A 21,349-nucleotide genomic window follows, 5' to 3' on the forward strand; every position below is an offset into this window, starting at 1 on the left:
GCCTTATGCAGATCGCGACCAGCCTCTTCTACGACCGCTCGGCCAAGGCGATGAACGCGCTGTCGAAGCAGGCGGATGCGTTGCAGACGCAGATCTCGACCGGCAAGAAATTCGCCGCGCCCTCGTCCGACAGCGCCGCCTATCAACGGCTTGCCGGGATCGCGCGCGATACCGCCGACGACAAGGCCTATGCCGCGAACCTGACGACGGCGGCATCGGTGCTGAAGCAGTCGGACACGACGCTCAGCGCGATCACCGATCAGCTGCAGCGCGCGTCCGAACTCACGGTGCAGGCGCGCAACGGCACGCTGAACGATGCCGCGCGCAAGGCGATCGGCGTCGAGATCGCGAGCATCGTCGATTCGATCGCGAGCCTGGCCAACGTCAAGGACCTGCGGGGCCAGCCGATCTTCGGTGGCGCGGATGGCGGCCCGGCGGCGGTCAAGCAGCCGGGCGGCGGCTATGCGCTGGCGACGACGAGCGTGTCGCCGGTGCCGATCGGCGACGGCCAGACCGTTCAGGCGAACGAATCGGCATCGCGCGTGCTGTCCGCGGGCGGCAAGGATACGCTTGCGGTGCTTGGCGCCATCGCGGCCGCGCTCCAGTCGGACAGCTACGATCCCGCATCGCTCGACACCGCGCTCGACGACCTGAATGCGGCGACCGAGCAGGTGTCGACGATCCAGGCATCGCTTGGCGCGCGTGCGTCGCGCGTCGATCTCGAAACGGCACGGCTGAAGGACGTCGCGGTCGACCGCGAGGATACCCGCCAGTCGATCGAGGGTACCGACATCACGACGTCGATCACCGAATTGCAGAAGACGATGACGATCCTGTCGGCGACGCAGGCGAGCTTCTCCAAGCTCAGTGCGCTGTCGCTGTTCGATTATCTGCGCTGAGCGCATTTATAGGACGGATCGGGCGGGGTTGGTAACCGGATGGCTACGAAATCCGGTTAATCCTTCGGTGACAGGGCCGGCTCTCCGGCCTTTGGGGGAATTTCCAGCACCATGTTTCCGATTATCGGCATCGTCGTCCTGCTCGTCATGGTGTTCGGCGGATTCGCGTTCACCGGCGGCGCGCTCGGCCCCGTGCTCGAGGCGATCCCGCACGAGATGCTCATCATCGGCGGCGCGGCCGCCGGCGCGCTGATCATCGGCAATTCGGGCAAGGAGCTCAAAGGGCTCGGCGGCGGGCTGATGAAGGTCTTCAAGGGCCCGAAATACAAGAAGCAGGATTATCTCGACGTCATCTTCCTCGTCAGCAAGCTGATGAAGATGCTGCGCGTCGACGGGCCGATCGCGCTCGAGCCACATGTCGAGGATCCCAATTCCTCCGCGGTCTTCGCCGAATATCCAAAGCTTCTGAAGGATCACGCGCTGATCAACCTGATCGCCGACACGTTGCGGCTCGTCGTCGTCTCGTCGGGCACGCTCGACGTGCACGCGGTCGAGGAGGTGATGGACCAGTCGATCAAGACGCATCATCACGAGGAGGAGAGCGCGCACGGCACGCTGACCAGCCTCGCCGACGCGCTGCCCGCGCTCGGTATCGTCGCGGCGGTGCTCGGCGTGGTGAAGACGATGGGATCGATCGACAAGCCGCCGTCGGTGCTCGGCTCGATGATCGGGTCGGCGCTCGTCGGCACGTTCATGGGCGTGCTGCTGGCGTACGGCATGGTTGCGCCGCTGGCGAACCGGCTGAAGCAGGTGCTCGACGCGGATGCCTCGATCTACGGCGTCGTGAAGCAGATCATCATCGCCTCGCTCCACGGCCATCCGCAGCCGCTGGTGATCGAGGCGGCGCGCTCGGGGATCGCGCACAGGAACCAGCCGGGCTTCGCCGAAGTCTTCGACGGACTGCGAGGCAAGTAAGGTGGCACGCGCGCCACACGGGGCGAACCAGCCGCCCAAGATCATCGTCAAGAAGGTCTATATCGAGGGGCATGGCGGGCATCATGGCGGCGCGTGGAAGGTCGCCTATGCCGATTTCGTGACCGCGATGATGGCGTTCTTCCTGTTGCTGTGGATCCTCGGCGCGACGACCGAGAAGCAGCGCAAGGGTATCGCCGACTATTTCGCGCCGACGCTGATCGACACGCGGACGCTCGGGATCGGCGGCGGTGCGCTGCTCGGCGGCGAGTCGATCCTGTCGAAGAACAAGATCGGCCCGCAGGCGGGGCAGACCAGCCTGCCGCAGATCGCGATCCCGAATGCGGGCGAGGGCGGTGCGAACACCGGGACCGGGCCGAAGGGCAACATGAAGGGGCTCGACACGCTCAACGCCGAGGACCGCAAGAACTTCGCCGAGATGCGGCGCAAGGTGCTGAGCCAGATCCAGCGGTCGAAAAGCCTGTCGCGGCTTGCCAGCCATGTCCGGTTCGTGCCGACGCAGGATGGGATGCGGATCGACCTGGTCGACGACGCCGATTATTCGATGTTCGCGCTCGGCACGACCGCGCTCGACAGCAAGGCGGCGGACCTGATCGGGATGATCGCGGGATCGATCGCGGGATCGAGCAATGCGATCATGATCCGCGGCCATACCGACAGCGTGCCCTATGGCGATCCGCGCGCGATGAACAACTGGATGCTGTCGTCGGGGCGCGCCGAGGCGACGCGCCGCCGGTTGCTGGCGGGGGGAACGCCCGAGGCGCGGTTCGAACGGATCGAGGGCGTCGCCGATCGCGAGCCGCTGATCGCGAAGACGCCCAGCGACCCGCGCAACCGCCGCGTGGCGATCACCCTGCTCTACCGCCGCGGGCAGTTCGGCCGGTAGGTCCGGATACGGGGGCGGACGACCGGCCACCCCCTTCGGGCATCATCGTCGCGGCGTTGGCGTCTTGGCGTTGGCGCCCCGACGTGGAGGCGCGGCATTCGCGGGGACGCTTATTCCGCGACGGTCTGGGTCTCGGTCTTGCGCTTGCGTGGCGCCGGGGCGGCTCCAGCAGCGGCGGGGGCCGGTTCGTCGGTCTTGCGCGCACCGGGCTTGCGACCCAGACCGATCTTCTTGGCCATCGCGCGACGGCTTTCCGAATAGTTCTCGGCGACCATCGGATAATCGGCCTTAAGACCATAGCGCTCGCGATATTCCGCCGGCGTCATGCCATGCGTCGCGAGATGTCGGCGCAAAGTCTTGTACGACTTGCCGTCGATCATCGAAATGATGTGATCCTTCGACGCCAGCGACTTCCGTGCGGTCACCGCGGGCGTGTATTCAGCGACCGCTTCGACCGGTGCGGTTTCGGCGGGCGTGCCAAGCAGCAAGGTCACGGTCTCGTGTATCTTGCCGAGGAATGCCGGAACGTCTTCGGCCGCGGTCCGGGTATTGGGGTTTCCCAGCCAAGCAATCGTCAACTCGGTCGCGAGTTCAACTGCGCTGAGATCGGTCGTGTCTTCCGCCATGATGTGCTCCATTCTACGAAGGCCCCGTACGCGCACGTTGCGGCGTATTCAACGCTGCAAATCAACCTATCCGCAATAGGCCTAAGCCCGATCGAGACAAGATGCAAAGGCACGCCGGGCGTCGGAGATCGGCGAAAAGACTGTGCTTTGTAAATAGCTTGCAAGGCGGTCCAGCATGAAATCGGCAACGCCGACCGCAAAGTTGACCTTTAACTATAACCTGGATCAAAGTTAGTACTTGAGGGAAAGACGTTGATCCCAACAAACGGAGCGATGAACTTGATCGAACCGTGATCAAGCAGAACACCGCCAGGCGGTTGCGACGGCGGTTCGGGCGCGTGCCGGTCGCGCGCGGCGTTGACGGATCGATACCGGATCCATACGCTCATGGTAACGATAACATACACCGCCGCATCGCCGGACGGGTGCGACATGGAGAGCGAAGCCTTGGCAGATACCCCCGTCATGCGTCCAAGATTCACCCCGGTCGCAACAGTGCGGCAGCAGATGCGCCGCTATGTCCGTGGCGCGATCCTGCCACTGATCGCGGCGGGGATGGGCGGCACATCGCTGGCGGCGCAGACCGTACCGGCGGGGGAGCACGCCACCGCCACGGTGCGCACCGATACGCCCGGGCCCCGGATCCACCGCGACGTGTTCGGCCAGTTCGCCGAACATCTCGGTCACGGCATCTATGGCGGGATCTGGGTCGGGCGGAATTCGAAGATCCCCAATGACGCCGGCTATCGTCGCGACGTGCTGGCGGCGATGAAGGCGATCGACGTGCCGATGGTGCGCTGGCCGGGCGGCTGTTTCGCGGACGAATATCACTGGCGCGACGGCATCGGCCCCGCCAAGGCGCGCCCCGGCAAGATCAACACCAACTGGGGCGGCGTCAACGAGGACAACAGTTTCGGGACGCACGAATATTTCGGGCTGATGGAGCGGCTTGGCGCGAGCACCTATGTCTCGGCCAATGTCGGCAGCGCGCCGCCCGCCGAAACCGCGCAATGGGTCGACTACATGACCAGCGCGACCGACAGCACCGCGCTCGCCAAGGAACGCGCGCGCAACGGCCGCGCGGCACCCTGGAAGGTCCGGTATCTTGGCATCGGCAACGAACTCTGGGGCTGTGGCGGCAACATGCGCGCCGAATATGCCGCCGACCTGACCAACCGCTACGCGCTGTTCGCCAAGTCCGGCAACGGTCCGATGCTCAAGATCGCGAGCGGGCCGAGCGACTCGAACTATGAGTGGACCGAGGCGATGATGCGCATCGCGGGCAAGAACATCGACGGGCTCGCGCTGCATTACTACACGCGGCCGCGCGAGGGCGACTGGAACGACAAGGGCCCGGCACTGGGCTTTCCCGAACGCGAATGGGCGACGACGATGGCGCACACGCTGCGGATGGAGGAGTTCCTCACCAAGCATTCGGCGATCATGGACAAGCACGACCCCGCCAAGCGCGTGATGCTCGCGGTCGACGAATGGGGGACGTGGTACGATCCCACGCCCGGCAGCAACCCCGGTTTCCTCGAACAGCAGAACTCGTTGCGCGATGCGGTCGTCGCCGCGCTCAACATCAACATCTTCGCGCGTCATGCCGACCGCGTGCGGATGGCGGCGATCGCGCAGATGGTGAACGTGCTCCAGGCGATGCTGCTGACCGACGGGCCGCGGATGGTGAAGACGCCGACCTATTGGGTGTTCGACCTGTACAAGCCGTGGCAGGGCGCGACCGCCCTGCCGGTCGAACTGACCTCGCCCTGGTATCACAAGGACGAGGTCGCGATTCCCGCGGTGAGCGTGTCGGCAGTGCGCGACACCGCGGGGCAGGTGCATGTCGCGCTCGTCAATCTTGATCCGAACCGCGCGATCCCGGTCTCGGTATCGCTCGCCGGCATGCAGGCGGGTCAGGTATCGGGACGGATCCTCACCGGGACGGGGATGGATGCGCACAACAGCTTCGACCGGCCCGACACCGTCACGCCGCAGCCCTTTGCCGGCGCACAGGTTTCGGGGGGTACGCTGACGACGACCTTGCCCGCGAAATCGGTCGTCATCCTTGACCTGCGCTGAGGGAGAGCGTGCATGAACGGATCTCGCGAGACGATGCTGCCGTCTGCTCGCACGGGGGCGGGTCGATGAGCGCGGGGCGCAAAGCGGGGATGGCGCTGATTGCCGCATTGCTGCTCACCTCGGGGTCCGCCGCGCAGGTGTGGCGGTCGGATCAGGGGGACGGCAGTTTCCGCAACCCGGTGCTGTTCGCGGACTATCCCGATCCCGACATCATCCGCGTCGGGCGCGACTATTATTTCGCCACCACCACCTTTGCCAACGTCCCGGGGATCACGATCCTGCACAGCCGCGACTTGGTGAACTGGACGATCGCCTCGCATCTGGTCGACCGGCTCGACGGGCGTCCGCAATACGACCTCAAGGGCGGCAACGCGTACCGCAAGGGCCTGTACGCCTCGAGCCTGCGCCATCATGCGGGGACCTATTATCTCGCGAATACGCCCGTCGGGCAGAAGACGCGGATCTATTATGCCAGGGACGTGCGCGGGCCATGGGCGTATCACGAGCTCGACCGCGAGGCGTTCGATCCCGCCTTGTTCATCGAGCCCGACGGCCGCGCGTTCGTCGCGACCGCGAGCACCGCGGACGGGACGATCACGCTGCTGACACTCGACGCCGGGCTCGCCCGCGTCACCGCGTCGCGCAAGATCCATTACATCAAGGGGGCCGAGGGTTCGAAGATCATCCGGCGGGGGGCGTATTATTATCTGTTCAACGCATTGCCGCCGCGGCTCGGGCTGACCGTATCGCGTGCGCGCAGCCTGTTCGGACCATGGGAGACGCGCGACCAGATCGACGACAAGACGGGTGGCCACCAGGGTGCGCTGGTCGACCTGCCCGACGGGCGATGGTTCGGCTTCGTCATGGAGGACAGCGGCGCGATCGGCCGGATGACCAATCTGAGCCCGGTATTCTGGCAGGACGACTGGCCCGTCTGGGGAACGCCGGCGGCACCGGGGCGCGTGCCCGATCGCGCGGCCAAGCCCGTCCCGGGATTCGCCTTTGCCGAGCCGGCGACGTCGGACGACTTCGCCCGCGCGTCGCTCGGGCTGCAATGGCAATGGAACCACAATCCCGATCCCGCCCGCTGGTCGCTGACCGATCGCCCGGGCTGGTTGCGGCTGCGCCCGACGGTTGCGGACCGCTTCTGGTCGGCACGCAACACGCTGACGCAAAAGGGGCAGGGGCCCGCGAGCCGCGGCGAGGTGAAGCTCGACGTACGCCATCTCGCCTCGGGCGATCGCTGCGGCTTCGGCACGCTTGGCCAATATAGCGGCAACCTGACCGTCGCACCCGCCGACGACGGGAGGATCGCGATCGAGATGGAGCTGACCGAGGACAAGGTCGGCGGCGCCGAGACGCAGGTCCGCGCGCGGACCATGGTCGCGCGCGGCGACGCACTTTGGCTGCGGACCGACATGGATTTCACCACCGATCTCGCGCGCGTCGCCTACAGTGTCGACGGCGCGCGCTGGACCGCGCTGGGCGGCAGCTTTCCGCTCGCCTTCGCGTGGCGGACGGGTACGTTCCAGGGCGAGCAGTTCGCGCTGTTCTGCTATGCGCCGGCCACGAGCCGCGGATGGCTCGACATCGACGAGTTCCGCCTGTCCGCGCTCAAGCCCGAGGGGACGCGCGCGCGGGCCGCGCGCTGACGGGCGGCTGCCCCCGGACCCATGGCCTATCGGATGAGCGCGGCGTCCGCCCAGATCGCCGGGCTCGCCACGCCCTCGGCGTCGCCGCGCGCGACGAGTTCGACGATCCCGACGCCCGCAACCCGCGCCTCGATCGGTGCTGCGGGATCGCCGAACGCCATCGGTTTCGACCGCGCGAGCAAGCGGCCGTCACCCCAGATCTCGAACACGACCTTGCCGGCCCGCGAGGGCGCCGAATCGTTGACGCCGACCCTGGCCGTGAAGCGCGCAGACCCCTGGTTGCGAACCTCGAGCCGCGCGTTGGCCAGAACGCCGATCCCGGTATCGAACGCGGTGCCCGCAATCCGGATCGGCGCGCCATAAGGGGCGCGGTCGGCCTCGGCGCCGCCCCAGCCGCCATATTGCGGATGGTCGCCGGGCCCGCGCGTGCCCGTCCACGGCGTGATCGAGCGATGGATCGTCGGATCGGGCGTCGGCCGCGCGATCCCGTCGACCGTCGGATTGACGCGCCCGGGCTGCTCGGAAAGATACACGCCGCCAGCCAGGCGATGCGTGCCGGTCGCGCGGAAGACGAGCGTCTCGTGCGGCGCGAGCGTCAGCGCGGTCTCGCCGCGGAACGTCTGCTCGGTCTTGCTCCACAGGTCCCGCAGCCGGACATCGCGCTGCGCGGTCATCTTCAACTGCGCCGCGGTCAGCACCGCCTTTACCGATTGCGCGGTGCGGTTGACCACCGCGACGCCCTTGCTCCCGTCGGCGAGCGTCTTGACGAAGATCTGCGCATCGTCCGAATCATACGCGAGCACCGCTTGGTTGCCCGCCGCGTCCTGGTTGAGCGCGACGATGTCCGCGTTGCCAAAGATCGCGAGCTGGTCGGGCGTCAGCTTGCGCAGGTCGTAGCCGATGATCAGCGGCGCGTTGAGCATCGCCCATAGCGCGAAATGCGCGCGTGCCTCGACCGGGTGCGCGGCATCGAAATCGCCCGTGCCGACGAACAGCATGTCGGGGTCGTTCCACGATCCCGGATGCGCATAGAGCGCGCGGTGCGTCACCGTGTCGAGATTGGTCAGCATCCGCGCCCAGCTCGGCTGGATATCGTCGCTGGTCCGCGACATGTTGCCGACATCCTTGCCCCAGGTGCGGACGTCGCCCGCCCCCCACAGGCACAGCGAATAGACATAGGGGCGCTGCCCCGCATGCGTCCTGAGCGCGGTGCCGACCGCCGCGTACAGGCGGCGGATCCCGGCGACGTCGGACGCGGCGAGCGACTGCATGTCGACCAGCGGCGGCAATGCGCGGTACAGGCCCGATCGGACGCGCGGCGCATCCGCGGCGAGTCCGCGCGCGCCACAGCCGTCGACCTTGATGAAATCGAAGTTCCACTCGGCGAAGTACAGCCGGATGTCCTCGTCGACATGTCCGTAAAGCCCGACCTCGCGTTCGGCGACGCTGCCCTCGGGCTGGTTCTTGAAATCGGGGGTATAGATCTGGCCGCAGCTGTTGCGGCCGATGTCGGAATAAATCCCCGCCTTCAGCCCCATCGCGTGCAGGCGATCGGTCAGCGGACGGAAGCTCGGGTTCGCGCCGGTGCGCGCGGAGGGGAAATGGCTGGTGCGGATCATCATCCGGCCATCGGGCTGGCGTCGCTTGAGCCACCAGCCATCGTCGATGTTGACGTAGCGATAGCCCAGCGTCGCCAGCTTGGTATCGACCAGCGCCTGCGCGGAGGCGAGCACCTTCTCCTCGTCGACGTCGCTGTTGAACGCGTTCCACGAGTTCCAGCCCATCGGCGGGACGGGCGCCGACCCGTCGCTGTTCGCGCTCCAGCGCCCCGTCGGCACGAGCGGATCGGGCGAACCGGGCGAACCGGGCAGCGACGCGGCGTGCGCGGACGACAGGATCGCGCCCAGCGCCGCCGCGACCAGTGCCCAGCGCGGGGCGGCGATGCGTGGCACGGCGCGGGCATCCGCTCCGGCCATCGTTCGCGGGCTGGTCATGCCGGTCTCCTGCGTGGCGGTAACCGCCTGACGGGGCGGGATCATTCGACGGGGATCTCGAACGTGCCGACCGGCAAGCCTGTATCGTCGGAGAGATTGGTCATCGGCGCCTCGGTCCAGGCATAGCGGACGCGGACTGCGGGGCGGCCATCCGCGGGCAGGGTGACGCCGCGCCCGTCGACCCGGCCACTGGCATAGCGGCAGGTTCCGGGGGCGGTATCGCACAGCTCGAATCCGATCGCCCGGTCCGCGCTGCGGGCGTGGAGCGCGCCCGTCACGCCGTCGAACCGCAACGCGACCCCGCCATCGGGCGTGCGGCGCGCGTCGGCGATCGCGGGGCCCGCGGGCGCGACCCGTTCGCCATAGACGCGTGCGCGCATCACCTGCGCCAGCCGCTGTCCGACGGCGTGTTTCTCCCCCGGATGGATGTCGAGCGCGTCGCCGATGTCGAGCGTCACCGCGAGCCCCGCGCGCGGATCCTTCGCGGCGACGCGGCGCTGTGCATCGCGCACGCTCCCCCAGCCGCTTTCCGCAGGCGTGCTGGACGGGCTGCCATAGGCGGACAGCTGGACGATCCCGAAGGCCGCGTCCGGGCTCGCGAACCGCTGCCGCCAATCCGCGATCAGCGCCGTGAGGCGGCGGTCGTAGCCGGGTATTCCGGTGTCCGACTCGCCTTGGTACCAGGCGATCCCGGCGAGGCGGGTGGCGCCCAGCGGTGCGATCATCGCATTGTACAATGTGCCCGCGCCGTTGATGTCGTCCCATGGCACGCGCGGCGCCGAACCGGGCAGCCGCCTGGCGATCGCATAGCGCCAGTCCGTCCCGAGCGGGATGCTGCTGCCATCGGCGAGCGTGAGGCGCATCGAGTCCGCGGGGCCGGTCATCCCGCCATCGGCATAGACGTCGTCCACGTTGACGGTCACGACGTTGCGACCCGGCGTCAGCATGCCCGCAGGCAGCGCATAGACCCGTGCCTGCGACGCAAGGCTGCTGCCACCGACGCCGCGGCCGTTGACCCAGACCTGGTCCGCATCGTCGATCGTCCCGAGCACCAGAGTCGCGGGGCCGCGGGCCTGTTCTGCGGTCAGCTCGACGGTGCGCTGATACCAGAGCATCCCGTTATAGGTGGCGAGTTCGGGCACGCCCCAGCGCTCGAAATTGGTCATCGCGGGGACGGCGCGCCAGTCGAGCGCCGCGGCTGGCTGCCACGGTTCGGCGCCGGGCCGGTCGCCCGATCCGCCCCGCCACCATTGCTCCCAGAGCGCCGAGGCGCGCGCCTTCGCCGCAGCGGGATCGCGCGCATAGAGCGCCAGCAGCGCGGCGTCGTCGCCGAGCCCCGCGTCCTGCAGCGCGGTACCGCTCATCCACGCGCTGATCCGCGATCCGCCCCAGCTCGAATGGATCGCACCGATCGGGACCCCGGCGGTGCGCCGCAGCGCCTGCGCCATGTAGAAGCAGGCGGCGGAGAAGCCCGGAGCGCTGGCCGGCCCCGCGACCGTCCAGCGCGGCGTGTCCGCAAAGCGCGCAAGCGGCGCGGGTGCCGCGACCTTGGCGACGGTCAGCAGCCGCAGCATCGCGTCGACCGGGGGATGCGCATCGGGGATCAGGTCCTGCGCGTCGCCGACCGAAAGCTCCATGTTGCTCTGGCCCGAACACAGGAACACGTCGCCGATCAGGATGTCGCGCATCACCACCGCGCCGCTCGCCGCGGCAATCGTCAGGTCGTACGGCCCACCCGCGGGCAGCGCGGGCAGCTGCGCCGAGAACCGCCCGTCCCGGCCTGCGCGCACGACGACCGTCTTCCCTGCCAACGTCACCATCACCGGCTCCCCAGCCCCGGCATCCCCCGTCAGAAGGATCGGCTGGCCGCGCTGAACCACGGCATGATCGCCGATCACGCCATCAAGCCGCGGTGCCGCTGCCGCCGCGGGGGTGAGCGCGAGGATCAGCAACGCGACACCGACAAGACATGACAGGCGCACCGTGGCGGTCGACATCGACGAACATCCTCTCCCCGCGGCTCAGATGATTCTGGTCCGTCCGTGCACCGGTTCCCGCGTCGCCCCGTTCGCGATGGCAGACGCCACCCGAACAGCCCGACGCACCCGGCTGCACCGCGCAATCTATCGACGATCCGCAGCATTGATAGCGCTAAACGTGCTGGCTCTGATCATGCCGCCAAGGCCGCAGGACGGCGCGGTTCACCAGTGGCTGGTGCTCAACCGGCGCGGCGATTTCCGTGCCGGACCGGCCCTAATCGTCACACTTGACAATAACTGCCTAAGCATCGATCCTTATGGTAGCGTTACCGCATTAGACGCAAACATGCGTGCGGGGCGGACGACACCGTTGCGGTGTCCGATCACGACGAGGAGATAGGGATGTCCGTGAAAGCTCAGCCGCCGGGTGGCACCGTTCCTGATCGATTGCGCACCGCGAGCCTCGCCGTCATCGCGGCGTGCCTCGTGACGACGCCTGCTTGGGCGCAACAGCCGCCGGCCAATAGCCAGGTGCAACCACAGCCACAGCCCCAACCACAGATCGAGACGCCCCCGCCGCAGGACGCGGATATTGCGGACGCGCCGGCCCCGGTCGCCACCCCGGAGGCGGAGGCTCAGGCGGCGCCCGCGCCCGGCGGCGCGGTCGAGCCGCCGGCCGAACCGACCGCGCAGGACATCGTCGTCACCGGATCGCGTATCACGACCAGCGGCTTTACCGCGCCAACGCCGACGACGGTGATCGATGCTGCGGCAATCGCGGCGAATGCACAGCCCAATATCTTCACGACGATCGCGCAGCTGCCGTCGCTGCAGGGATCGACCGGCACCAGCACGGGCACGTTCAGCACCTCGAGCGGGCAGCAGGGGCTGAGTTCCTTCTCGCTGCGCGGCGTCGGTGCGATCCGGACGCTGACGCTGCTCGACGGACAGCGCGTCGTCGGTGCCAACGTGACCGGCGTGCCTGATATCAGCCTGTTCCCGCAATTGCTCGTCAAGCGCGTCGACGTCGTCAACGGCGGGGCCTCTGCATCCTATGGCTCGGATGCGGTCGGCGGCGTGGTCAACTTCATCACCGACACCCGCTTCAAGGGGGTGAAAGGCAATGTGCAGGGCGGAATCACCACCTATGGCGACAACGAACAGGTGCTGGTCCAGCTCGCCGCGGGTACGAGCTTCCTCGAAAACCGGCTGCACATCGTCGCGAGTACCGAATTCGCGCGCGAAGAGGGGATTGGCGGCGGGTCGGATCTGGGGATCGGCATGGCGGGCGGACGCGACTGGTTCCGCCAGTCGACGCTCATCAACCGCAACGTCCTGAACGACGGCTCGCCGCAATATCTCTACCGCGACTTTGCCCAACCCTATAACTACACCAAGTACGGTCTCATCACCGCGGGGCCGCTGCAGGGCACCGCGTTCGATCAGGCGGGCAATCCATTCGCGTTCCAGTACGGATCAAACGGCGTTCCCGCGCGCGACGCAGCGGGCAACGTCAACGGATGCCTGCCGGGCTTCTGTCTCGGTGGTGACCTGTCGGGGAATGTCGATGCGGGGCGGTCGCTCCAGTCGGAGATCCAGCGGCTCAACAGCTATGGGCGGATCGGGTTCGACTTCGCGCCCGACAACGAGATTTATCTCAGCGCGAACATCGGTCAGGTCAAGACGCAGAACCAGCCCGTCGGCGGGCAGAACCGCCCGAACCTGACGATCCAGTGTGCCAATCCGTTCGTGCCCGCCTCGGTCAGCGCGGCGTGCGCGACGGCGGGGATCACCGATTTCCAATACGGGACGAGCAACGCGGCGCTCGGCAATACGCAGGTGCGTACCGATCGCCGGCAATATCGCTTCGTCGGCGGGGCCAAGGGGCGCCAGCCGGTGCTCGGCTCCGACTGGAGCTATGACATCTATTATGCGCACGGGACGAACTACAGCGACATCGACGTCGACAACGTCCTGCTGTCGAACCGCTTCAACCAGGCGATCAACGCGACCACGCTGAACGGCGCGATCGTGTGCGCCGATCCGGTCGCGCGCGCCAATGGGTGCCAGCCGCTCAACATCTTCGGCGGCAACCCGTCACAGGGCGCGCTCGGCTATGTCATGCCGCAGAACGGACCGTATCAGCGCACGCGCCAGACGCAGGACGTCGCCAGCCTCAGCTTTTCGGGATCGCCGTTCAGTTCGTGGGCGGGGCCCGTGTCGATCGCGTTCGGCGGTGAGTTCCGGCACGAATTCTATTCGGTCCGCGCCGATCCCTATGGCGCGGGCAGCGACAGCACGCCCAACAACGCCGCCTATCCGGCCGACCCGTTGCTGCTCTCGGGCGGCAACAACTGGTATGCCGGCAACTACAAGAACGGCAGCGGCGCCTACAGCGTCAAGGAAGCGTTTTTCGAAACCGACCTCCCGCTGCTCAATTCGGATGTCGCCGGACGGCTCAACGTCAACGGCGCGGCCCGCGTCACCGATTACAGCACATCGGGGACGGTATGGGCGTGGAAGGTCGGCGGAACCTGGGACCTGCCGGTCGACGGCTTTCGCATTCGCGGCGTGACGTCGCGCGACGTCCGCGCGCCGAACCTGTCGGAACTGTTCGCAGCACCGGTCACGACGACGTTGCCCAATTTCTTCGATCCGTTCCGCAACGTGAACGTGCTGGCGATCCAGAACACGATCGGCAATCGCAACCTGACGCCCGAGATCGCACGCAACACCACGCTCGGGATGGCGTTCTCGGGGTCATCGCTGATCCCCGGTCTCAGCCTCTCGGTCGACTATTACAAGATCAAGATCACCGACGTCATCTCGAGCCTCGGCGCCGCCGATATCGTCAACCTGTGTTTCCAGAACGTGCTTCCCGAGAGCTGCAACGCGTTCAATCTGAACAATCAGAACGGGCCCAACTACATCGACGTGCAGGCGTTCAATCTCGCGTCGATCGACACCGACGGTTTCGATATCGAGGCGAGCTATCGCTGGCGTCGCCCGCTCGGGCTGCCGGGCAGCTTCACGGTCCGCGCGCTGGCCACCAACATCCGCAAGTTCGTGACCGATACCGGCCTCCCCGGCACGATCCCGGTCGATACCGCGGGCGTGAACATCGGCAGCACGCCGAACTGGAAATGGCTTGCGGTGCAGACCTATGAGCACGACAATTTCTCGTTGCTGATCCAGGAGCGCTGGTTCAGCGACGGCGTGCTGGGCAATCAATATGTCGAGTGCGCACCGGGAAGCTGCCCGGCATCGACCAATAACCGACCGACGATCGAGCGTAATTTCGTCCCCGGTGCCTTCTACATGGACATTGGCGGGACGTACAACGTCACCGACAAGGCGACCGCTTACGTCAAGGTCGACAATCTGTTCGATCGCGACCCTGCGCCATCCCCGTATTTCGTCAATCCGGCGCTGTACGACGTGATGGGGCGGATCTATCGTGTCGGCGTGCGCTTCGCTTTCTAACGACAGGAGACAGGGTGTTGGGCATGTCACGCCTCGGACTGGGCCTGATGTTGGCGGCGGCACCCTGCCTCGCTGCACCGGGAGGGATACCGGCGAAGGCCGGGTCGAACCCGATCATCCGCGATATCTTCACCGCCGACCCGGCGCCGCTGGTCGTCGGCGACCGGCTGTATCTGTACGTCGGGCACGACGAGGCGCAGCGCGACGAGATGTTCAACATGCGCGAATGGCGGGTCTATTCGACCACCGACATGCGGCACTGGACGCCGCATGGGCCGATCATGAACGTCAGCGATTTCAAATGGGCGAAGAAGGACGCCTGGGCATCGCAGGCGATCCGGAAGAACGGCCGTTACTGGTTCTACGCCGCGGTCGAGCATGACGACACGCATCCGGGCAAGGCGATCGCGGTCGCCGTCGCGGACACGCCGACCGGGCCGTTCGTCGATGCCAAGGGCGCGGCGCTGATCACCAATCAGATGACGCCGAAGGGGTCGCACAGCTGGGAGGATATCGATCCGACGGTGCTGACCGACGACGACGGGACGACGTGGATCGCGTGGGGCAACCGGCAATGCTACATCGCCAAGCTGAAACCCAACATGATCGAGATCGACGGGCCGATCCGCGAGATTACGCCGCCGCATTTCGAGGAAGGGCCGTGGCTCCTCAAGCGGGGTGCGCTCTATTACCTCACCTATGCATCGCTCGACCGGAGCAAGCACCGTGATGAACGCGTGTCCTATGCCACCGCGCCGGCGATCACGGGCCCCTGGACGTATCGGGGCGAGCTGACCGGTTCGGGCAAATACAGCTTCACGATTCATCCCGGCATCGCCGCGTTCAAGGGCCGGTCCTATCTCTTCCTGCACAATGCGACGCTCGCGATCGGCGATCAGAACGGCGCGATCGGCCGGCGCGCGGTCACGGTCGAACCGCTCCGCTACAATCCGGACGGCACGTTGGTGCCGGTGATACAGACCGACGCAGGCGTAACCGCGCCGGTACCGTATAAACGGTAGCGACCGGGTCGCGCGCGCGGCCTGCTTCCTGAAGGACCGCTCGCAAGCCCCGCGTTGCGGCGCGTACGCGCCTTGGTCCGGGCAGCTTCAGCGCTTGTGCGGGGCAGGCCGTCGCAAACCGCTCCCGCCGCATCGATCGCGACGGATGGCGCCTTGATCGGCCCTGTATTCGTCGATACGGCCCCATAACGGTTCGACACAAAGAAACCGGTCAAGTTTGCTCTTGAGATCGCTGGACAATGGCGGCTCGGACATGACATGCGGGGAGCTTCAACATGTCGAGCATGCTGGTGCATTTTGGCCCGAAGCTTCGTCTCGTAAAAAGGGATGCCATGCACGGTTTCGGTTTTCCGCGCTCGGGCGCGCTTCCGCCATCCTATTACGAGACATCGGACGGGCTGCATCGCTGGTTTACCGCGGGCGCCTATCTCAACTATCGAGCTATTGTACGGAACTGTCGCTACGGCAGGGCAAGGGGCTGACGCGGTGAAATCTGGTCAACACAGCAGTGAGCACTTGGCGGGCTCGCGTCGCGCAGGAAATGCGATGCACCGCGAAGAAGTTCGCGTTGTATTGTATATCATACTTGTCGTTTTCGACGTCCTCGCGGTGGTCGGTGCGTTCCAGCTCGGCATGATTGCCCGGTACGGCACGATCGGATGGCAGTCGGCGATGGACGTCGTGGTCGTCACACTGCCGATCTACATTCTTACTGCGCTCAACAACGGCGCCTATTCGATCGACGTGCTGCGTCGCGCACGCGTGGGGATCGCGCGTTCGGCGGCGGCGCTGGTCTTCGCCTTCGCCAGCTTCCTGTTCATCTCCTATTATTTCAGAATCCTGCTGTTCCAGCCGCGGAGCGCCACCAGCGTCGGCATGGCGGCAAGCTTCATCCTGCTCATCACGTTCCGGTTGATCCTGGCGCGAATCTTCAAGCGCGTTATCGGGCAACGCATCACGTCCGATGTCGTGATCCTCGATGATGTCGTCGTGCCCGTGCCGGCGCATTATCAGGTGATCGACACGGCCTCGACGAACCTGCGGCCCAACGTCCGCGATCCGATGATGCTCGATCGCCTCGCGCGGCGTCTGCGCGGCGTCGATCGCGTGATCGTCGCGTGCCAGCCCGAGCAGGAGCGGCCATGGGCGGTCCTGCTCAAGGGCGCGGGCATCAACGGCGAGATTATCTCGAACGAATTCGATCAGGTCGGTGCGATCGGCATGGGATCCTTCGACGGTCGCTCGACACTCGTCGTGGCCGCGGGTCCGCTCAGCACGCAGAGCCGGCTCGTGAAGCGCGTCTTCGACCTGATGTTCGCGGTCCCGGCGCTGATCGTCCTGCTCCCCGTCTTCGTCCTGACGGCGGCGCTGATCAAGCTCGACAGCCGCGGGCCCGTGTTCTTCCGCCAGCAACGTGTCGGGCGCGGCAACGCGCTGTTCGAGGTGTATAAATTCCGGTCGATGCACACCGACCGGGGCGATGCCGCCGGCTCGGTGTCCGCCTCGCGCGACGACGACCGGATCACGCGCGTCGGCCGTTTCATCCGCGCGACAAGTGTCGACGAGCTGCCGCAGCTGCTCAATGTCCTGTTTGGCTCGATGAGCATCGTCGGCCCGCGTCCGCACGCGCTCGGGTCGCTCGCCGGGCAGCAATTATTCTGGGAGGTCGACGAACGTTACTGGCATCGCCACGCGCTCAAGCCCGGGATTACAGGGCTGGCACAGGTACGCGGCTTTCGTGGTGCGACCCATCGCCGCGATGATCTGACACGACGGCTTCAGGCCGATCTCGAATATATCGTCGGCTGGTCCGTATGGCGGGATTTTGCAATTCTCGTCTCCACTGCACGAGTGGTGGTACACAAGAACGCTTTCTGATATGCTAGCTGCGTAATGATTACGCTGCTGCGTCGTAATGTAATCATTTGGATGTGATATCGTGTATCGTTGCTTAACCATCTCGGAATATGCCATCTTAACCTAAGTGGTCCAAATCGTCGCTATGGCCCGTTCGACATTTCATGCGCGCTCTGTGGAAGCGCTACCCTTCGACGACGATGCGCATAGCAACGATCGGCTGCGCGACGACCGCATCGATTTCGATGCCTGGTTGCTTCCGCCCGAAGTCCCCACGCGTGGCGAGCGGATCATCCGGTTCTGCTCGACGGCATCGGGGCCGATCGTGTTCGGTGTCGCACTCGCCGCCTTTGTCGGCTGGATCGCCTGAGGCGAGCCAATGAGCGCACTGTCTTCGTCGCAGCCGACGCCCTGTCGTCGAACGGAAGAACGCACCCCGATCGTGCGATCGAGCACGGTCCGGAACGTCGACGCCGCGCCTTACGACGTGACGATCGAAAACCTGTCTCGCAAGGGATTCTCCTTCACCAGCGACACCGTCGTGGCGGTCGGCGGGCGGATCAAGGTCGGTCTTGCCGGTGCGGGCAGCGCCGGTGCGCGCGTCGCCTGGCGGAAGGGCAATTGCCATGGCTGCCTTTTTCGCCCCGCGCTGACCAAGGCGCAGTTCGATGCAGCCTTCAGCCCGACGTCGAACGTCCTGACGATAACCCCGGCCAGCGCTTCGGCCGACGACGCCGCTTTGGGACCGCGATCGCGCCGGGACCACGGTACAAAGATCGCATCGCCCGCTGTCGGCCTGATCCTGATGGGGCTCGCCGGTGCCATGTGCTGGACGATCATCGCGACGATCTTATAGCCTCGGTACCGGCGACAGTCGGTATTCAATGGGCGTCACTGTTCGCGATTCCGAACCACTTGAGCGCGCTTGTTGCTGCCGCGGTTTCCATTAGACGGTCCCGGGATCGGGTTCTGATCGGCGGCGGGGCGCGGGTCGGTGGATCGCCGTGTGCGGGATGGGGAAGCAGCAGCGTGTCGATCATGATTCACAGGCAGTGTTCACGGCGGGTTTCACACCGATGAGCCGTCGCCGGAAACTCGTGTTCGTCATCAATTCGATCGGCGAGGGCGGGGCGGAGCGGGCGCTCGATACCGTGCTGCGCGCGGTTGGCGATCGTGCCGCACGCTATGAGATGCATCTCGTCTTGCTCGATGACGAACCGGAGCGGCGGATTCTTCCCGCGCTGGACGGTCGCCATTGTCTCGACGCCCGGGGAAGCCTGCTCAAGAGCATTTCCCGGCTTCGGTCATGCCTCGATGCGCTCCAGCCGGATCTGGTCGTCAGCCTGCTGGTACGGTCGAACCTGGCAAACGCCGTGGCCGGGATCGGGCGTCCCTGGCGAACGATCCTGTGCGAGCGGATGCATCTGAGCTCGCATCTTGCCGGGCGCTATACCGGAGCGGCGCTGCGGACGCTCCGGCTGCTCCCACGATTGCTGTATCCCCGCGCCGACCTAATCCTGGCGGTGTCGGAAGGCGTGCAGCAGGATCTGATCGATACGTTCGGTCTCGCGCCGAGCAGGACGCGCACGATCCACAATCCCTATGATCTCGACGCGATCACCCGGGCGGGCGCGGAGCGGCCAGTCATCGACCTGCCGGAGCGCTACATGGTGGCGGTTGGCCGGCTGGTCGAGGCGAAGGGGTTTCACGACCTGATCGAGGCGTACCGGCGTGCCGATCCCGCCCCGTCGCTCGTGATCCTCGGGGATGGCGAGCAGCGGCAGGCGCTCGAGGCACAGATCTCCGCGGCCGGACTGACCGGGCGGGTCCTGCTCCCCGGGTTCGTCGAGCAACCCTTCGCGATCATGGCGCGCGCACGCTGTCTCGTGTCGGCGTCGCGCAACGAAGGTTTCCCCAATGCGATCGCCGAGGCAATGGTGCTGGGGCGCCCGGTGCTCGCGACCGATTGCCCCTCAGGGCCGGCCGAGTTGCTCGGCGGCGTCGCGGTGCGCCCGGGCGAGGTTGTCGAGGCGAAGTACGGATTGCTCGTCTGCAACCGCGATGTCGACGGCCTCGCCAACGGGCTGGCGCGGATCAACGACGACGCGCTGTGCGCGCGGCTGGGGCAGGCGGCGCGCAGGCGGATGGACGACTTCCGCGTTGCCGTGATCGCCGCGCGCTACTGGGATACCTTTGACGGGGTCTTGGCCGCCACGCGCTGAGCCTGTCTGGCGGTCCCGCGCGCGACCTGCCGGATCAGGTCGCTGTACGCCAGTACGGCGAGCGATATGCGGTGGCGTGCGACGATCGGCTTGGCGGGGGGCCATGGCATCTTCCGGCGAGCGCCCATCGTCATGATGCGCGTGATCGCGGGCACGTCGCCGACGTCAAAATAATGGTCCTCGGGCAAACCGAATTCGCGGTGGACCGGAATGTCGGACACGAACGTCGGCACACCCGCGTTCAGCGCCTCGAGGATGACGAGGCCGAAACCCTCCATCTCGGATGGATGGATGAGCAGCGATGCGCCGGCATAGATCGCCGCGAGCGCCTCGCCGCTGTGATAGCCGATGAAATGGACGCCCGGTCCCGCGGTCGCGCGCAGGCATTCATCGTATCGCGACGCGGCGGTCGCCGCGCCGACGATCACGAGCGGCTGGACGTCCGGGCCCGCGGCAGCGTGCGCGGCAATCAGATCGTCGAGTCGCTTGGTCTCGTCGATCCTGCCGACGACGATGGCATAGTTTCCGCGCACGAGTCCGAGCGACCCGAGAAATGCGTCGGGTGTGCTGATTGTCTCCGATGGCGCCTCGATGCCGTGGCGGATCGTGATGGTGCGGTCCCGGGCGTTCGGATTGCGCGCGAGGAACTCCGCCTGCAACGTCGCGCTGACGCAAATGACGCGGTGGGCGAAACGCGCCGCCAGCTTCTCGCCGAGCCGCAACGACGTGCGCGCGGCCCAGCCCCATTTCGGTCGCATGAAATCAGCCGCGTGGTGCGTGACGATGACCTTGAGGCCGAGCACCCGCGCCAGCGGCGAGAACAAGGCCGGACCGATGCCGTGAATGTGGACGATATGCGGGCGGATACGGACGGCGGTGTAGAGCAGCGCCAGGCCCGTATGGACCAGCGCTTCGAGCCCGCTGGTACGCGGCGCCCAAAGCGCGCGAATATTGACGCGGCCAAGTTGCGCGGTGCGGGCGGGCATGTAGCTGCTGCGCGCCAGCACCTGGATATCGAGGTCGCGATCTTCGGCGGCCAATAACGGATATATCAGCGCACAATGGGTCTCAATGCCGCCGATGACATCGGGCATTCCGCGTAGCCCGATCACGGCAAGACGTAGCGTCGGTTTTATGGTCTGGGCATCGAGGGCACAATTGACATGCTGCGACAACGTTGCGCTCATCGCGCTGCCACGGCCGGCGTGCTTGTCATTATTTTGTTCCCCTGCCCCCGCACGGTCCAAGCGGCCCGTTCATTTGAGTGGGGTGTAGCAGAACGCGGGCAAGTCTCAAACATTAAGCCCGACCGAGCGCTGGCCCATCTTGGTGCTAGTAGAGGAACACTGCCCCAAGGCCAAATACCGTTGCCCAGCAGAGGCCGACGGTGCCGAGCACCAGGACGAGCTGCGACCGTCCGCGCCAGCGTGGCGTCTTGGTCGGTGAATAGAATCCGCGCAGCGCGGCGTCGCTGACCCGGCGCTGGAGATCGCCGGCTGGCGATGCGCCGGCGGGGGGGAGTTGAACCGGCGCGCGCTCGGTCTTTGCCGGAGCGACTTCGATCGGCCTGACCCGACGAATGTTAGCCCTTGCTGCCATAGTTATTTCCTTCGCTGTCGCGAAGCCAATAGCCGATTTATAGCGCAACAACTCT

16 protein-coding genes are annotated in these 21,349 nt (G+C 66.3%); 11 read left to right on the forward strand and 5 right to left on the reverse strand.

Going from position 1 to position 21,349, the window contains the following annotated elements; genetic code table 11:
* Nucleotides 1-5: 5 nt before the first annotated feature.
* The 3 genes from AC0CH3_RS10410 (at nt 6) to AC0CH3_RS10420 (ending at nt 2,778) form a co-directional block, all read left to right on the forward strand.
* Complete coding sequence (locus tag AC0CH3_RS10410) at nt 6-899, forward strand: flagellin N-terminal helical domain-containing protein (RefSeq protein WP_056018131.1); 894 nt, start codon at nt 6-8, stop codon at nt 897-899.
* Nucleotides 900-1,010: 111 nt separating this feature from the next.
* Nucleotides 1,011-1,874, forward strand: coding sequence for a flagellar motor stator protein MotA (gene motA, locus AC0CH3_RS10415; protein ID WP_031394196.1), 864 nt, complete (start codon nt 1,011-1,013; stop codon nt 1,872-1,874).
* A gap of 1 nt (nt 1,875) precedes the next feature.
* Nucleotides 1,876-2,778: a flagellar motor protein MotB gene (locus AC0CH3_RS10420; RefSeq protein ID WP_056018129.1), complete on the forward strand. Its 903-nt coding sequence runs from the start codon at nt 1,876-1,878 to the stop codon at nt 2,776-2,778.
* Between the two features lie 110 nt (nt 2,779-2,888).
* Here the strand turns inward: AC0CH3_RS10420 and AC0CH3_RS10425 are convergent, their stop codons facing one another.
* Nucleotides 2,889-3,404: a Ros/MucR family transcriptional regulator gene (locus AC0CH3_RS10425; protein ID WP_465237853.1), complete on the reverse strand. Its 516-nt coding sequence runs from the start codon at nt 3,402-3,404 to the stop codon at nt 2,889-2,891.
* A gap of 555 nt (nt 3,405-3,959) precedes the next feature.
* On the opposite strand from AC0CH3_RS10425, the gene AC0CH3_RS10430 reads away from it, so the two are divergent.
* Nucleotides 3,960-5,486, forward strand: coding sequence for an alpha-N-arabinofuranosidase (locus AC0CH3_RS10430; protein WP_465237905.1), 1,527 nt, complete (start codon nt 3,960-3,962; stop codon nt 5,484-5,486).
* A 65-nt stretch (nt 5,487-5,551) separates the two neighbouring features.
* Nucleotides 5,552-7,138: a glycoside hydrolase family 43 protein gene (locus AC0CH3_RS10435; RefSeq protein WP_465237854.1), complete on the forward strand. Its 1,587-nt coding sequence runs from the start codon at nt 5,552-5,554 to the stop codon at nt 7,136-7,138.
* Nucleotides 7,139-7,164: 26 nt separating this feature from the next.
* Here the strand turns inward: AC0CH3_RS10435 and AC0CH3_RS10440 are convergent, their stop codons facing one another.
* Nucleotides 7,165-9,132 (reverse strand): NPCBM/NEW2 domain-containing protein, encoded by a 1,968-nt coding sequence (locus AC0CH3_RS10440; protein ID WP_465237855.1) that lies wholly within the window; start codon nt 9,130-9,132, stop codon nt 7,165-7,167.
* 41 nt (nt 9,133-9,173) lie between these two features.
* On the reverse strand, nt 9,174-11,129 hold the full coding sequence (locus AC0CH3_RS10445; RefSeq protein ID WP_465237856.1) for a sialate O-acetylesterase: 1,956 nt from the start codon (nt 11,127-11,129) through the stop codon (nt 9,174-9,176).
* 384 nt (nt 11,130-11,513) lie between these two features.
* On the opposite strand from AC0CH3_RS10445, the gene AC0CH3_RS10450 reads away from it, so the two are divergent.
* The 6 genes from AC0CH3_RS10450 (at nt 11,514) to AC0CH3_RS10475 (ending at nt 19,695) form a co-directional block, all read left to right on the forward strand.
* Nucleotides 11,514-14,594 (forward strand): TonB-dependent receptor plug domain-containing protein, encoded by a 3,081-nt coding sequence (locus tag AC0CH3_RS10450; RefSeq protein ID WP_354300771.1) that lies wholly within the window; start codon nt 11,514-11,516, stop codon nt 14,592-14,594.
* A gap of 23 nt (nt 14,595-14,617) precedes the next feature.
* Complete coding sequence (locus tag AC0CH3_RS10455) at nt 14,618-15,616, forward strand: glycoside hydrolase family 43 protein (RefSeq protein WP_465237857.1); 999 nt, start codon at nt 14,618-14,620, stop codon at nt 15,614-15,616.
* Between the two features lie 573 nt (nt 15,617-16,189).
* Nucleotides 16,190-17,494 (forward strand): sugar transferase, encoded by a 1,305-nt coding sequence (locus AC0CH3_RS10460; protein ID WP_056018123.1) that lies wholly within the window; start codon nt 16,190-16,192, stop codon nt 17,492-17,494.
* Nucleotides 17,495-17,648: 154 nt separating this feature from the next.
* A complete protein-coding gene (locus AC0CH3_RS10465; RefSeq protein ID WP_333995637.1) occupies nt 17,649-17,843 on the forward strand; it encodes a hypothetical protein in 195 nt (64 codons plus the stop codon).
* Nucleotides 17,844-17,852: 9 nt separating this feature from the next.
* Complete coding sequence (locus AC0CH3_RS10470) at nt 17,853-18,329, forward strand: PilZ domain-containing protein (RefSeq protein ID WP_465237858.1); 477 nt, start codon at nt 17,853-17,855, stop codon at nt 18,327-18,329.
* A 220-nt stretch (nt 18,330-18,549) separates the two neighbouring features.
* On the forward strand, nt 18,550-19,695 hold the full coding sequence (locus AC0CH3_RS10475; protein WP_465237859.1) for a glycosyltransferase: 1,146 nt from the start codon (nt 18,550-18,552) through the stop codon (nt 19,693-19,695).
* Here the strand turns inward: AC0CH3_RS10475 and AC0CH3_RS10480 are convergent.
* Both AC0CH3_RS10480 and AC0CH3_RS10485 read right to left on the reverse strand, forming a co-directional pair.
* Nucleotides 19,653-20,882: a glycosyltransferase family 4 protein gene (locus tag AC0CH3_RS10480; RefSeq protein ID WP_465237860.1), complete on the reverse strand. Its 1,230-nt coding sequence runs from the start codon at nt 20,880-20,882 to the stop codon at nt 19,653-19,655. The two genes, AC0CH3_RS10475 and AC0CH3_RS10480, sit on opposite strands and share 43 nt — an antisense overlap.
* 145 nt (nt 20,883-21,027) lie before the next feature.
* Nucleotides 21,028-21,294 (reverse strand): hypothetical protein, encoded by a 267-nt coding sequence (locus AC0CH3_RS10485; protein ID WP_465237861.1) that lies wholly within the window; start codon nt 21,292-21,294, stop codon nt 21,028-21,030.
* Nucleotides 21,295-21,349: the final 55 nt, after the last annotated feature.

This window comes from Sphingomonas sp. AC449, assembly GCF_979253475.1.

Excerpts from the sequence above, each read along its gene's own strand:
- AC0CH3_RS10410 (WP_056018131.1), top strand. The coding sequence starts at position 6 with ATGCAGATCGCGACCAGCCTCTTCTACGACCGCTCGGCCAAGGCGATG.
- motA (WP_031394196.1), top strand. The coding sequence starts at position 1,011 with ATGTTTCCGATTATCGGCATCGTCGTCCTGCTCGTCATGGTGTTCGGC.
- AC0CH3_RS10425 (WP_465237853.1), bottom strand. The coding sequence starts at position 3,404 with ATGGCGGAAGACACGACCGATCTCAGCGCAGTTGAACTCGCGACCGAG.
- AC0CH3_RS10430 (WP_465237905.1), top strand. The coding sequence starts at position 3,960 with ATGGGCGGCACATCGCTGGCGGCGCAGACCGTACCGGCGGGGGAGCAC.
- AC0CH3_RS10435 (WP_465237854.1), top strand. The coding sequence starts at position 5,552 with ATGAGCGCGGGGCGCAAAGCGGGGATGGCGCTGATTGCCGCATTGCTG.
- AC0CH3_RS10440 (WP_465237855.1), bottom strand. The coding sequence starts at position 9,132 with ATGACCAGCCCGCGAACGATGGCCGGAGCGGATGCCCGCGCCGTGCCA.
- AC0CH3_RS10445 (WP_465237856.1), bottom strand. The coding sequence starts at position 11,129 with ATGTCGACCGCCACGGTGCGCCTGTCATGTCTTGTCGGTGTCGCGTTG.
- AC0CH3_RS10450 (WP_354300771.1), top strand. The coding sequence starts at position 11,514 with ATGTCCGTGAAAGCTCAGCCGCCGGGTGGCACCGTTCCTGATCGATTG.
- AC0CH3_RS10455 (WP_465237857.1), top strand. The coding sequence starts at position 14,618 with ATGTCACGCCTCGGACTGGGCCTGATGTTGGCGGCGGCACCCTGCCTC.
- AC0CH3_RS10470 (WP_465237858.1), top strand. The coding sequence starts at position 17,853 with ATGAGCGCACTGTCTTCGTCGCAGCCGACGCCCTGTCGTCGAACGGAA.
- AC0CH3_RS10475 (WP_465237859.1), top strand. The coding sequence starts at position 18,550 with ATGAGCCGTCGCCGGAAACTCGTGTTCGTCATCAATTCGATCGGCGAG.
- AC0CH3_RS10480 (WP_465237860.1), bottom strand. The coding sequence starts at position 20,882 with ATGAGCGCAACGTTGTCGCAGCATGTCAATTGTGCCCTCGATGCCCAG.
- AC0CH3_RS10485 (WP_465237861.1), bottom strand. The coding sequence starts at position 21,294 with ATGGCAGCAAGGGCTAACATTCGTCGGGTCAGGCCGATCGAAGTCGCT.